This is a genomic window from Streptomyces sp. P5F9 (assembly GCF_057961495.1).
On sequence record NZ_JBXVPZ010000277.1, the window covers coordinates 1 to 12,865 of the forward strand.

11 protein-coding genes and 1 pseudogene are annotated in these 12,865 nt (G+C 69.4%); 7 read left to right on the forward strand and 5 right to left on the reverse strand.

Annotated elements, in window-relative coordinates:
• Positions 1–192 precede the first annotated feature (192 nt).
• The 3 genes from AC31A1_RS33460 to AC31A1_RS33470 form a co-directional block, all read right to left on the reverse strand.
• Entirely contained in the window at positions 193–1,011 is an 819-nt protein-coding gene (locus AC31A1_RS33460) for an SAM-dependent methyltransferase (RefSeq protein ID WP_489656914.1), read from the reverse strand.
• Positions 1,012–1,134: 123 nt separating this feature from the next.
• The gene (locus AC31A1_RS33465; RefSeq protein WP_489656915.1) at positions 1,135–2,163 is read right to left on the reverse strand and encodes an SDR family oxidoreductase; all 1,029 of its coding nucleotides are present in this window, start codon (positions 2,161–2,163) and stop codon (positions 1,135–1,137) included.
• Between the two features lie 64 nt (positions 2,164–2,227).
• Positions 2,228–3,277 (reverse strand): aldo/keto reductase, encoded by a 1,050-nt coding sequence (locus tag AC31A1_RS33470; RefSeq protein ID WP_489656916.1) that lies wholly within the window; start codon positions 3,275–3,277, stop codon positions 2,228–2,230.
• A 135-nt stretch (positions 3,278–3,412) separates the two neighbouring features.
• On the opposite strand from AC31A1_RS33470, the gene AC31A1_RS33475 reads away from it, so the two are divergent.
• A complete protein-coding gene (locus tag AC31A1_RS33475; protein ID WP_489656917.1) occupies positions 3,413–3,964 on the forward strand; it encodes a TetR/AcrR family transcriptional regulator in 552 nt (183 codons plus the stop codon).
• 19 nt (positions 3,965–3,983) lie between these two features.
• On the opposite strand, the gene AC31A1_RS33480 is transcribed toward AC31A1_RS33475, so the two are convergent.
• The gene (locus tag AC31A1_RS33480; protein ID WP_489656918.1) at positions 3,984–5,051 is read right to left on the reverse strand and encodes a LacI family DNA-binding transcriptional regulator; all 1,068 of its coding nucleotides are present in this window, start codon (positions 5,049–5,051) and stop codon (positions 3,984–3,986) included.
• Positions 5,052–5,199: 148 nt separating this feature from the next.
• Here AC31A1_RS33480 and AC31A1_RS33485 point away from each other — a divergent pair, with 148 nt between their 5' ends.
• The 6 genes and pseudogenes from AC31A1_RS33485 (at position 5,200) to AC31A1_RS33510 (ending at position 11,317) form a co-directional block, all read left to right on the forward strand.
• Positions 5,200–6,318 carry a substrate-binding domain-containing protein gene (locus tag AC31A1_RS33485; RefSeq protein ID WP_489656919.1) on the forward strand — a complete coding sequence of 373 codons (1,119 nt, stop codon included), beginning with the start codon at positions 5,200–5,202 and terminating at the stop codon, positions 6,316–6,318.
• 134 nt (positions 6,319–6,452) lie between these two features.
• Entirely contained in the window at positions 6,453–7,487 is a 1,035-nt protein-coding gene (locus tag AC31A1_RS33490; protein ID WP_393044241.1) for an ABC transporter permease, read from the forward strand.
• The gene (locus AC31A1_RS33495) at positions 7,484–8,272 is read left to right on the forward strand and encodes an ATP-binding cassette domain-containing protein (protein WP_489656920.1); all 789 of its coding nucleotides are present in this window, start codon (positions 7,484–7,486) and stop codon (positions 8,270–8,272) included. The genes AC31A1_RS33490 and AC31A1_RS33495 overlap by 4 nt, the downstream gene beginning before the upstream one ends.
• Positions 8,269–9,312, forward strand: a complete 1,044-nt coding sequence (locus tag AC31A1_RS33500; protein WP_489656921.1) for an aldose 1-epimerase — start codon at positions 8,269–8,271, stop codon at positions 9,310–9,312. Before AC31A1_RS33495 ends, AC31A1_RS33500 begins: the two co-directional genes overlap by 4 nt.
• A gap of 585 nt (positions 9,313–9,897) precedes the next feature.
• Positions 9,898–10,032 (forward strand): annotated as a pseudogene (locus AC31A1_RS33505) (flavoprotein); the annotation flags it as partial.
• 127 nt (positions 10,033–10,159) lie between these two features.
• Complete coding sequence (locus AC31A1_RS33510) at positions 10,160–11,317, forward strand: hypothetical protein (RefSeq protein ID WP_489656922.1); 1,158 nt, start codon at positions 10,160–10,162, stop codon at positions 11,315–11,317.
• A gap of 548 nt (positions 11,318–11,865) precedes the next feature.
• Here the strand turns inward: AC31A1_RS33510 and AC31A1_RS33515 are convergent.
• Positions 11,866–12,865: pentapeptide repeat-containing protein (locus AC31A1_RS33515; protein WP_489656923.1), on the reverse strand; the 1,000-nt coding region annotated here is incomplete at its 5' end.

A 12,865-nucleotide genomic window follows, 5' to 3' on the forward strand; every position in this document is an offset into this window, starting at 1 on the left:
CCTCTGTCCACCCCGGCGACCGGTTAGAAAAGACCCCAGCCTGCGGAGAGGTGGGCATGTTGTTGCGCCACAGCCCCGGCGCCCTCCTCACCAGAACCCGGCACCACCCGGACCCCGTCCTCCGTACCCCCCCTGCTCAACGGCGTCCGCGCCGTGCGCGCCGAACAGGTGCCGCTCGACGAACACATGCGGCTAGTTGTCCTTGCGGGCCACCCCGCCGTAGATGCCGATCGGCGCGGCGCCCGGGGCGGGAGTCTCCTCGGGCCGCCAGTGGGTGACGCGGACCAGGCCCGGGTCCACGAGGGTGAAGTCGCCGAAGAAGTCCAGGACTTGGGCATGGGTGCGGAGGTTGAGGGTGGCGGTGGCCCGGTTGTAGACGGACGCCGCGTCGTGCCGGCCGTCCTCGTGGACGTCGCCCGTGGCGTGCGACAGGACGAGGTAGGAACCGGCCGGCAGGGCGTCGCGCAGGGTGGCGACGATGCCGTACGGGTCCCCGTCGTCGGACAGGAAGTGCACGACGGCGACCAGCAGTACGGCCACAGGCTGGTCGAAGTCGATGGCCTTGCGGACCTCGGGGTGGTCGAGGATGGAGCGGGGATCGCGCAGGTCGGCCAGGATGACCGAGGTGTCGGTGTCCTCCATGAGGGCCATCGAGTGGGTGCTGACGATCGGGTCGTTGTCGACGTAGACGATCCGCGTGTCCGGGGCGATGGCGTGCGCGATCTGGTGCACGTTCGGCTCGGTGGGCAGGCCGGTCCCGATGTCGAGGATCTGCCGTACTCCGCCCTCCTGGACGACATGGCGGACGGCCCGGTGCATGAAGCGCCGGTTGGCCCGCACGCCCTCCCGCACCTCCGGCGCCGCCTTGATGAACTGTTCGGCGGCCTCCCGGTCGACCTCGTAGTTGTCCTTGCCGCCGAGGAAGTAGTCGTACATCCGGGCCGGGTGGGGCTTGCTGGTGTCGATGATCAGTGGCTGCGCGCCACTGCCGTCCCCGCTGGGAGAGGTCATGAGGCCAGGCTCCGTCTTGAAGAGTCGCTGTCAGATCATCATCCTGACACGCCTGCCGTCGGGCTCAGGGCCACACCGGGCAATACGATTTCGCGAAGTTCCCGCCGCCGGTCGGGGGTGTTCTCACGCCCCCGTGGCCAGGCCGTGCGCGAGGAGGCTCTCCGCGGTGTCGGCGATGGTGTCGGCGACGGGGCGGGGCGTCCATCCGAGGAGGCGTTGCGCCTTCGCGCCCGTGGCGTCGAAGTCCTGGCCCAGCTGCGGGCGCAGCGCGCGCAGCTGGGGGTGGAACCAGCCGAGGAAGCGGGCCAGGGCCAGGGGAAGTTCGCGCGTGGGTGCCTTCGCGGCGCGGTCGCCGAGCCGCCCGCGCAGGATGCGGGCGACCTCGACGGCGCGCAGGCTGCGCCCGGCGGAGGCGAGCCAGCGCTCACCGGCCGCCGCGGGGTCGGTCATGGCGCGCAGATGAAGGTCCGCGACGTCCCGCACGTCGACCCAGCTCGATCCGAACGGCGGGCAGACGGCCATCTCGCCGTCGAGCATGCCGCGGATGATCCGCAGCGACGGCGGATCGTCGGGCCCGAGGACGGGTCCGAGCACGCCGACGGGGTGCACGGCGGCGAGTTCGAGCCCGTCGCCCTCGTCCTGGACGAACCGCCAGGCCGCGCGCTCGGCGAGTGTCTTGGACCTCTGGTACGGCGCGATATCGGCGTCGACGTTCGTCCAGTCGTCCTCCGTGAACGGTGTCGAACGCGGCGGATGCCCGTAGCCGACGGCGCCGAACGCGCTGGTCAGCACCACCCGGCGGACGCGGCCGTCGCGGGCGGCCCGCAGCACCCGTAGAACGCCCTCTCTGGCGGTGTCGACCATCGCCTCCTCGTTCTCCGGCGCGTTCCGCAGTGTCGGCGAGGCGACGTGCAGCACGTACGCGCAACCGGCGACCGCCTCCGCCCACCCGTCGTCACCGCGCAGATCGGCCCGTACGACGGTCAGTCTCGCGTCGTCGAACTCGGCGGCGGCGTGCAACTGCGCGCGGAGCGCGGGCTCCCGTCCCAGGTCGCGCACGGTGGTGCGGACCTCGTGCCCGGCGCGCAGCAGCGCGAGCACGCACCAGCTCCCGATGAACCCGGATCCGCCGGTCACCAGTACCTGTGTCATCGATGTCTCCTTGAGGCGTGACGCGTAAGGGAGTTGGGCATGTGCGGGGACTCGTCGCTCGGTGTCACGACAGCGCCATACCGGGGATGCGGGCCCGGATCGCGTCGAGTTCGGCCTCGTCGGACACGCCCTGCCAGTCGTACCGAGGCGTGTACGGGGCCTCCAGTTCACGCACCTCGTCGTCGGTCAGCTCGACGTCCAGCGAAGCCACCGCGTCGTCGATCTGCCGGATCGAGCCGGCCCCGACCAGGGGCGCGGTGACGACGGGCTGGTGGCGCAGCCAGGCCAGGGCGATCTGCGCGCGGCTCACGCCGTGTGCGGCGGCGACCTTCCCGACGGCGTCGACGATCGCGTGGTTGGACGCCTCCTCGGCCGGCGAGTAGAGCAGGTCGGCGTAGGCGCCGTCGGTGGCGGAACGGTTCGTGGACCGCGCGTCGTCCCAGGCGCGGGCCAGCCGGCCGCGGGCCAGCGGGCTCCAGATGACCGTGCCGACGCCCTCGTCCAGGCACAGGGGGATCATTTCCCGCTCCTCCTCACGGGCGAGCAGGTTGTAGTGGTCCTGCATCGACACGAACCGCGCCCAGCCGTGCCGCTCCTGGAGGTGCAGTGCCTTCGCGAACTCCCAGGCGTGCATGGACGAGGCCCCGAGGTAGCGCACCTTGCCCGCCCTGACCAGGTCGCTGAGGGCTTCGAGGGTCTCCTCCAGCGGGGTCGCGTGGTCGTTGCGGTGCACCTGGTAGAGGTCGATGTAGTCGGTGCCGAGGCGGCGCAGCGAGTGGTCGACCTCGGTCATGACCGCCTTGCGCGACAGGCCGCGGCCGTTGGGGCCCGGGCGCATCGGGTGCCGGAGCTTGGTCGCGATCACCACGTCGTCACGGTCGGCGAAGTCCTTGAGCGCGCGGCCGAGGATCTCCTCGCTGGATCCGTTCGAGTACAGGTTGGCGGTGTCGAAGAAGTTGATGCCGGCTTCGAGAGCGTGCTTGATCAGGGGACGGCTGGTCTCCTCGTCGAGGGACCAGACGGGGTGGCCGCGGTCGGGTGCGCCGTAGGTCATGGCGCCGATGGCGACCGGGGAGACGTCGAGGCCGGTGCGGCCGAGCTTGATGTAACGCACGAGGGAGCTCCTACAATGGGGAACGAGAGCAAACGGAGAACTCTCCGGTTGACCCTTGTGACGTTAACGGAGAACTCTCCGCTTAGCAATCGGACGACCGCCCGCCCGCCGGGGAGACGTATGCCAGGAGGACCCATGACCGACGCCGCGCCGCAGCGCTCCGACGCGCTGAAGAACCGGGAGGCGATCCTCCAGGTCGCCCACGACGCGTTCGCCGAGTCCCCGGGCGTCTCGCTCAACTCGATCGCCAAGCGCGCGGGGGTCGGCGCCGGCACGCTCTACCGGCATTTCCCCACGCGGGAGGCGCTGATCCTGGAGGTCTACCGCCTCGACGTGGACCGCCTCGTCGGCTCCGTGCCGGAGGTCCTCGCCGCCCACGCCCCGCTGGACGCGCTACGGCAGTGGTTCACCACCCTCGCGTCCTACGTCCGCCTCAAGCACGGCCTCGGCGACGCGCTGAACACGGCCGCCGCGCAGGAGGTCGTCAGCACGACGTCGGTCACCGTCACCGCGGCGGTCGGCCGGCTCCTCGACGCGTGTGAATCCGCCGGCGCGGTACGGCCCGGCCTCGACCCCACCGACGTGATCATGCTCCTGAGCTGCCTGTGGCGTACGCCCGACAACCCTGAAGGCGTGGCCCAGGCCGACCGCCTGATGGAACTGGCGATCGACGGATTCCGGCCGTAGAACCCCTTCCGGGGGACCGTCAGAGCGACGCCCCCGGCGGTGGCGCGAGGGCCGTGATCTCGCCGGATCCCCGCTCGATCAGCCGGGTCGGAACGGTGACGGTGCGGGTGGGTGACTGGTCGCCGTCCAGTCTGCGGAAGAGCATCTCGGCGGCTGTCCTGCCCAACTGCTCGACGTCCTGGGCGATGACGGAGATCCCCGGGCTGAGGATGTCGGCCAGGGGGAAGTCGTCGAAACCCACGTGGGCGACGGTGTCCTGGAGGCCGAGTGCGCGCAGGGCCCGCACGGCCCCGATGGTGACGAGGTTCTGGCTGGTGAACAGCGCGGTGGGCGGGTTCGGCAGCGCCAGGAGCCGCTTGGTCGCGGCGATCGCGGATTCCTCGCTGGCCCCGGTGTGCCGGACGATCTCGTCGTCGTACTCGATGTGCCCGACTTCCAGGGCGTGCCGGTAGCCGTCGAAACGCTGGGCGGCGGTGGAGATGGTCGCGCGATCGCCGAGGTAGGCGATACGGCGGTGACCGGCCTTCAGCAGGTGGTTGACGGCGGTGAGGGCGCCCTGCCGGTTGTCGGAGACGACGGTGTCCGCGTCGAGCAGGCTGGGCTCGCGGTCGACGAAGACCAGGCAGGTGCCCGAGCGCTGCTCGCTGATCAGATAGCTGTGGTCGCGGCCGGCCGGCACGATCACCAGGCCGTCCACCCGCCGGTCGATGAGAGCACGGGCCAACTCCCGCTCCCGGGCCGGGTCCTCGTCGAGGCTTCCGACCAGCACGAGCACCCCGCGCCCCCGCGCCACGTTCTCGACGGTGCGGGTCAGGGCCGCCGAGAACGGGTTCGCCGAGTCCTCGACGAGCATCCCGATCGTGGCCGTACGGCCGTCCCCGCGGCGCAGGCTGCTGGCGGTCAGGTTCGGCCGGTAGCCCAGTTTGTCGGCCGCCTCACGCACCCGGGCGGCGATGGCCGGATCGACGGTGGGCACCTCGTTGACCACGCGCGAGACCGTCTTGATGGCGACGCCTGCCAGTGCCGCCACCTCGCGCATGGTGGGGCGGCTGCGCGGGGACGGCGACGGCGGCTCGCCCAGGGTCATCGTTGTCTCCAACCGATTCTGCGTTACCGACTCGTTGCCGACGCATGTTTACCAGTGTCTTGACGCGCTCGTCCATACGGGACCACTATCCCGTCGAGTCAACGTTGTCTCAGCGTCGACCAAGGGCCGGCTCGAAAGGGATCACGCCATGAACCTCTCCTCCACCCAGACATCGGGCTTCCGTAGCCGGCGCACCCGGGCGGCAGCCGTCGGCGTCACCGTCTGCCTCGGCGCCACCCTCGCGGCCTGCGGTTCCTCCGACTCGGGCTCATCGTCGTCCGGCAGCGGGAAGGTGGGTGTGTCACTGATCCTGAAGACGCTGAGCAACCCGTACTTCGTGAGCATGGAGAAGGACGCCAAGACCCAGGCCACCAAGGACAAGGTGAGCCTCACCGTGGCGGCGGGCACGTCGGACGGCGACACCCAGACCCAGATCACCGCCATCGACAACGCCGTCTCGCGCGGCGACAAGGGCATCCTGATCACCACCAACGGCGACGCGGTGAACACCGCGCTGAAGCGCGCCAAGCAGGCCGGCCTCTTCGTGATCGCCCTGGACACCGCACCGAACCCGGCGAACGTCGCGGACATCACCTACGCGACCGACAACGAGCAGGCGGGCAAGCTCGACGGCCAGTACGCGGCGGCGGCCCTGAACGGCAAGCCCGCGGTCATCGCCATGCTCGACCTGTTCAACAACCAGGTCGTCTCGGTGGACATCGACCGCGACCACGGCTTCCTGGAGGGCATGGGCATCGACCCGGGCAGCAAGACCGAGAACGGCAAGGAGGCCAAGTCCGGGAAGTACACCGGCGGCACGGGCGGCACGTACACGATCGCCTGCCACCAGCCGACCCAGGGCGCCATCGACGGCGGACGTACCGCGATGGAGAACTGCCTGTCGGCCAACCCGAACATCAACGTGGTCTACGCGATCAACGAGCCGGCGGGCGAGGGCGCGTACAACGCGCTGAAGGCGGCGGGCAAGCAGAAGAGCGTCGCGATCTACGCGATCGACGGCAGCTGCTCGGGCCTGAAGAACGTCACCAGTGGCGAGTTCGCCGCCGACGCCGTGCAGTACCCGGGGAAGATGGCGGCCCTCGGCGTCAGCTCCATCGCGAAACTGGCCCGCGGCGGCAGCAAGCCCAGCGTCACCAACGGCAAGTCGTTCTACGACACGGGCACCGCGCTGGTCGCCGCGAAGTCCCTCGGGGGGCTGACGGTCCAGTCCCCGGCGCAGGCCGCATCCGCGTGCTGGGGCAGCTGATCCGGCCGGCCGGGTGGGCCGCCGGTGCCGGCAGCCGTCGGGGCAGCGGCGGCCCACCCGCACAGCCAGTACGAAGGTCGGCATGAAGTCCCCTATGAAGCCTTGCACGAGGGAACGAACCGGAAGGACCCCCTGTGACCACCCACGTGGACAGTGAAGCGACACCGGCGCCGGCGGAGGACTTCCTCAACCGGCCCGCCACGCCGGCCCAGCGCATCCAGTCGGTGCTGCACCGTCAGCCGGCACTCAGCCCGGCGATCGTCCTGGTGCTCGCCGCCATCGTGTTCTCCCTCATCAACGACCGCTTCTACGCATTGCAGAACCTGTCGCTCGTCGCCCAACAGGTGGCCGTCATCGGCTCGTTGGCCGTCGGCCAGACCGTCATCATCCTCACGGCCGGCATCGACCTGTCCATCGGCGCGGTCATGGTGCTGGCCTCGCTGCTGATGTCGAAGCTCGTCGCGGACAACGGCGTGCCGGGCGTGCTGGCCCTGCTCGCGGGAGCGGCCGTAGCGATCGCCGCGCAGGCCGTCAACGGGCTGCTGGTGACCAGGATCAAGCTGCCACCGTTCATCGTCACGCTCGGCACCCTCAGCATCTTCACCGCGATCACGCTCATCTACGCCAAGGGCCAGACCGTGTCCCTGCAACCCGGCAACATCCTCATGTGGAGCGCGGACACGGTCTCCATCGGGCAACTGAACCTGACCACCGGCGTCCTGCTCATGATCGCCCTGTACGCGGTGATCGGCTACGCCCTGCGCTACACCGCCTGGGGCCGCCACCTGTACGCCGTGGGCGACGACATCGAGGCCGCCCGCCTCGCCGGCATCTCCGTCAACCGGGTCCTGCTGAGCGCCTACGTGGTCGGCGGCTTCGCCATCGCGGTGGGCGCCTGGATCCTGGTCGGCCGGGTCGGCGGCGGCGACCCGAACAGCGGCCTCAACGCCAACCTGCAGTCCATCACCGCCGTCGTCATCGGCGGCACCAGTCTGTTCGGCGGACGCGGCGTGGTGCTCGGCTCGCTGATCGGCGCGCTCATCGTCCAGGTCTTCGTCAACGGCCTCGCACTGGCCGGGATCGACCCCAACTACCAAGTCCTGACGGTCGGCGTGCTGGTGATCGCGGCTGTCTCCGTCGACCAGTGGATAAGGAGCGTGAAGTCATGACGACTGGCACCGCCACCGCCCCAGTTCTCGAAGCCAAGGGCCTGGTCAAGGTCTTCGGCCGGGTCGTCGGCCTGAACGACGTCGACCTCACCCTCTACCCCGGCGAGGTCCTCGCCGTCATCGGCGACAACGGCGCCGGCAAGTCCACCCTGATCAAGTGCCTCTCCGGAGCGCTCGTCCCCGATCAGGGCAGCATCCTGGTCGACGGCACCGAGGTGAACTTCAAACGGCCGCAGGACGCCCGCGAGGCCGGCATCGAGACGGTCTACCAGACCCTCGCCGTGGCCCCGGCGCTGGACATCGCCAGCAACCTGTTCCTCGCCCGCGAGATCCGCCGCAAGGGTGTGCTCGGCTCGGTGTTCCGCATGCTCGACACCGGCGAGATGAGGCGTCAGGCGTCCGACCACATCAAGCGGCTGGGCATCAGCACCCTGCAGAACATCAACCAGGCCGTGGAGACGCTCTCCGGCGGCCAGCGCCAGTCGGTGGCCGTCGCCCGGGCGGGTGCCTTCGGCGGCCGGGTCGTCATCCTCGACGAACCCACCGCCGCGCTGGGCGTCCGCGAGACCGGCCAGGTCCTCAAACTCGTCCGCGACCTGCGCGACCAGGGCCTGGGCATCATCCTGATCAGCCACAACATGCCCAACGTCTTCGACGTAGCCGACCGCATCCACATCCAGCGCCTCGGCGGCCGCGCCGGTGTCATCACCCCGCAGTCGCACTCGATGGAGGACGCGGTGGCGATCATGACGGGGGCGAAGAAGCTCATACCGGAAGCCGGGTGACAGGCAGGGGCGGTGGCGCTACGGCGGACACGTACCGGATCGCCGAAGGCCGCCTCGGCGACGAACCCACCGTGACCGTCTCCGCACCGGACGGTGCCGTACGCGTCGTCCTTGCCCTGCGCGGGGCGACGCTGCTGAGCTGGCAGGTCGGACGCGGAGTGGCCGGACAGCTCACGGAACTGACGGACGGCTACCGCGACGAGGCCGAGCTGCTGTCCCAGGACGGGGTACGGGCGGGCCTGCTCGCCCCGTTCTCCAACCGCGTCGCCGACGGCCGCTACCACTACGGCGGCCGCGATCACGACCTGCTGCCCGGCCACGTCGCGGACCGCACGGTCTACCACGGCTTCGCGCGCGAGGCGCCGTTCTGGCTCGTCGGGGCCACGACGACGGCCGACTCGGCACGCCTGCTGCTGCGCAGCACGAGCATCAGACCGGACAGGTACCCCGGTTACCCGTTCGCGCTCGACCTCGACGTGGCGTACACCATCGGCCGCCACGAACTCGGCATCGAGATCCGGGCGACGAACGTGGGGGAGACCACCGCCCCCTACGCGGCGGGCTGGCACCCGTACTTCACCCTGTCCCGCCCCCGCCCGATCGACGACCTCGTCCTGCAGATCCCCGCCAGCACCCTGATCCGCACCGACACCTCCCTCATCCCCCTGCCCGGAAAGGAGGCCCTGCTGCCCTTGGACCGCTGCCCCGGCATGGACTTCCGTACGCCCAGGAAGCTTGGCGACGCCGTCATCGACGCCTGCTTCGCAGACCCGGCCCCCGGACCCGGCGGCAGGACCGAGACGGTACTGAGCGACCCCGCGACCGGAGACGAACTACGGGTGTGGCAGCACGGCGGCTACATGCACGTGTTCACCGGCGACACCCTGGCCCGCGACCGGCGCACCTCCATCGCCCTGGAACCCGTCGAGGTACCCACGGACGCCTACAACCGTCCGGAACATGCCGACGCCCTGTCTCTGGAGCCCGGCCGGCAGCGGGAATTCCGGTTCGGGGTCACGTATCGGCCCTCGGAGCGCTGAGCTGCGCCAGCGGCTTGGGGGCGGGCACGGCGGTGGACCCAATGCGGACAGCGCCGGGAGTCCGACGAACGTCAAGAGCCTTTCCTTGTACGGCCGTTCACTCGTTGCGCTCGGTGCCCTTCAGCGGGACCAGGGCGCGATCCTCGGTCCGCCGACTGGTGGATCGTCCTCGACGATGTCCAGTTCACGCGCCGGGACTACCAGCATCGGACTCGGCTTGCTGCCCTCGACGACCCAGTCTCCTCGTTCGCCAGTACTACGGCGGCAGTCGGTACTGGCCTGTTGTGTATGAGGTCTTGGACCTGGTCCTCAATCGGTTCGAAGACACTGACCGGGTGGCGGACGTCGCGAGTGCTTCGGCCTTCGCTCTCCTCACTGCCCTCGGGCGGAGCAGCGAAGTGCTGGAAAGCAGTGCGATCCCGACCCGCGAGGGCCGGTCCGAGTGACTGGCCGACCTGGCCGTGGCCACCGGCAGCACCCGTCACCTGTGTGGCACCGGCGGCCTGCGCTACAGACGATCGGCCCGAGTCAACTGGCGACCAGACTGACGACCGAACGAGGAACTCACCTTCTTGGAGACCACGCGTGAGTGATCAGCCCGACAAGCCGTTCCTCCGGATCGTGGCCTGCGCGGCCGGTGTCGCCGCCGATGTCGGCAAGTTGATCACCGCCGCCCAGGCGCGGCACTGGGACATCGGCGTCGTCACTACCCCGCAAGGACGCCGAAGATGCGATAGGCAACCGTCAAGTGGCGGGAGACAGGGCGTCGTTGTCGGTAACGTCCTGTATCCACCGGCGTAGAAAACGGTCAATGATCGTGGAAGCCGGATCACGGGGGCGGGAACACATGACAAACCAGCCGGTGTTCGTTCTGGGCGAGGAACTGCAGACCCTGGAGCGGGCGGAGTTCGAGACCGAGGCGGAGTTCCAGGAGTTGCTCGCGCGTCATCCGCGGGTGCTGGACTTCGGCTCGCTGGCCGATGGCCGTCCGCTGCGGCTGGTGCTGGTGGCCCGGGAGATGGGGGTGCCGACGAGCACGGACAGTGCCCCGGCGTACTGGCTGGACCACCTCTTCGTCGATGCCGACGGCATGCCGACCCTGGTCGAGGTCAAGCGGGCCACGGACACCCGGATCCGGCGTGCGGTCGTCGGGCAGATGCTGGACTACGCGGCGAACGCCGCCCGTTACTGGCCGGCCGCCCTGCTGCAGCACTCCTTCGAGGACACCTGCGCCAAGGACGGCCGATCGCTGGAGGAGGCGTACGGGGAACTCCTCGGCGACCAGGGCGACCGGTCCGCGGAGGAGTTCTGGACGACGGTCGAGGAGCGGTTGGCCGCCGGGCAGATGAGGCTGCTGTTCGTCGCCGACCAGATTCCGCTGGAGCTGCGGGCGATCGTCGAGTTCCTGAACCGCCAACTGCGGCAGACCGACGTGTACGCGGTCGAGCTGACCCAGTACCGCGGCGGCGGCGACCTCCGCGTCCTCGTCCCACGCGTGCACGGCGAGGTAGCCACCGCGGCGAAGTCCCCCTCGGGCCACCGCACCACGCGGCGGACCACCCGCGCCGACATGGACGAGGCGATCGCGTCGCGCCCCGACCCGGACGTACGCCGGACCGCGACCGCCCTGCTCGATCACGCGGCGGCCGAGGGGCGGCTGGAGTGCGGTACGGCCAAGTACCGGAGCATGCGCATCTACTACCGCGTCTCCGGACGGGACGTACCGATCGCGACACTCTCCCTGCGCGACGACCCGGCGAAGGACGACCTCTCCTTCGCCTTCGGCTCGATCACCTATCACCTCGGCCTCGGCCGGGCAGCGGCGTTCGCGGCTTCCCTGCCGACCCTCCCCGGCCTGGCGGAGAGGCTGGAGGCGCTGCCGACGAAGGGCTACAACGGCTGGCCGTCCGTCTCCCTCGCCGCTCTGGCCGCCGAGCCCACCGCCGTTGAGGGAATCCTCTCGGCGATTCAGCAACTCACCGGCGGTCAGGAGTCGTCGGTCTGACCGCGTGCGCAGAACGGCGCCGCCCACTTTCTACGGCGCAGCCGCCCTCGGCGTGATCTCTTCGCGCGAGCGCGGCGCGCGCTGCCTTCGGGCGGCTTCGGAAGACGTACACCACCCACCTGCTCCCTTCCAGCGAGACCCGCACCCGCAAGGCGATCGACGACGCCTGCACGGAAGCCGAGGGCGAGCCGCCCGCTCCGGCACCAAAAAGGGCGAGGCCCGAAGACCCCGCCCACTACCGTCACCGGCGAATCCTCAGCTCACGGCCACACCAAGCAGTACGGCTGATGCCCCGCCTCATGCAACCGATGGCTGAAGTCCTGCCACTCGTGCAGCGAATGGGAGTGGCGGGGCGGCGACCTGGGGTTTCTCGGCTGAACGTGCGTTGGCCTGCGGAAACTCCTCTCGGTAGTTCTCATGGGTCAATGCCGTTTCCCGGCCTCATGTGCCCTGGATGTGCCCTGGAGTGCTCACTCCAGGGCAGAGCCTGGGAGCCGAGCAGCTGAGCTGACCCGGTGGAGGCGCCGAAGCCTCCTGCGATACCTGCTTCAAGGTGTGGAATCGAATCCTTTCCGAGTCCGCAGGGCCGCAGGGAGTGCAGTCCGGTCGTCGATGCGCGCAAGCTCGTTAAGATTCATAGGCAGGCCGCTGGCATCCGAAAGATTGGCCCCGAACAGGTGGGTTTTGTTCCATTTTGCAAGGCGGAGATCCGCTCCGCGTAGATCGGCTTCTGCCAGCTCCGTGTGGGTTAGATCTACATCAATCAGGTTGGCGGAGGTGAGCCGAGCTGCGTTCAGGTTGGCCATCGTTAGCGTCGCGCCGTTCAGGTCTGCGCCGGAAAGGTCGACACCTTCCAGGTGCGTATCTGTGAGGTCGACGCCGGCCAACATAGCTCCCGCCAGGTGCAATCCGTGGAGGTCGAGGACGACCACCCGCGGATCGGCGTGAAGGCGCATCACATCGCTGGTGAGGGCTGTGAGGGCAGCCTGTACGTCAGCTGCAGGTTCGAGCGGCAGTGAGGTGCTGTCCCCGCTGCGCATGCGCGCCATCCGCTTGCGACGAGAGAGCTGTGCCTTCGGCGCGCGGTTGCGTATGAAGTGCACGAGTACCCGGGCGGCATCTGGGGCGGCTTGTTCCGGGGCGTCTTGAACGATCTGTTCCAGGTTGAGCACGCCACCGATGCGTACGTATTCGTGCTCGGAGCCGAGGCGTTCCAGTGCCTTGTTGAATCGATCGGTGATTTGACCGCGCCGTGTGAGGCGGTAGGTGCGGGCGGTGTAGACCAGGGCAACGCCGGCCCCGATCGCGGCAAGCATGGCGACCAGAGCGGTACGCAGGCCGCTGACGAGTGCCGCTGATCCCTTCGCAAGCTCCTCCCGGTCCAGGTACTCGCGGTCGAGCGTGTACGGTCCACGCCATACGAGCCATGGGATTCCGATCAGCAGAATCAGGGCCCCAAGTGCGCCAAGCAGATGGTGTCCCGCGAAGTGGTGTAGCCGGTCAAGGTTCGTGAACGCGCGGGTGTCTGCCCGGGGCGTGCATCCGCTG

What these genes read in the sequence shown, in the direction of transcription:
- AC31A1_RS33460 (WP_489656914.1), bottom strand. Translation starts at nt 1,011, where the DNA reads ATGACCTCTCCCAGCGGGGACGGCAGTGGCGCGCAGCCACTGATCATC.
- AC31A1_RS33465 (WP_489656915.1), bottom strand. Translation starts at nt 2,163, where the DNA reads ATGACACAGGTACTGGTGACCGGCGGATCCGGGTTCATCGGGAGCTGG.
- AC31A1_RS33475 (WP_489656917.1), top strand. Translation starts at nt 3,413, where the DNA reads ATGACCGACGCCGCGCCGCAGCGCTCCGACGCGCTGAAGAACCGGGAG.
- AC31A1_RS33480 (WP_489656918.1), bottom strand. Translation starts at nt 5,051, where the DNA reads ATGACCCTGGGCGAGCCGCCGTCGCCGTCCCCGCGCAGCCGCCCCACC.
- AC31A1_RS33485 (WP_489656919.1), top strand. Translation starts at nt 5,200, where the DNA reads ATGAACCTCTCCTCCACCCAGACATCGGGCTTCCGTAGCCGGCGCACC.
- AC31A1_RS33495 (WP_489656920.1), top strand. Translation starts at nt 7,484, where the DNA reads ATGACGACTGGCACCGCCACCGCCCCAGTTCTCGAAGCCAAGGGCCTG.
- AC31A1_RS33510 (WP_489656922.1), top strand. Translation starts at nt 10,160, where the DNA reads ATGACAAACCAGCCGGTGTTCGTTCTGGGCGAGGAACTGCAGACCCTG.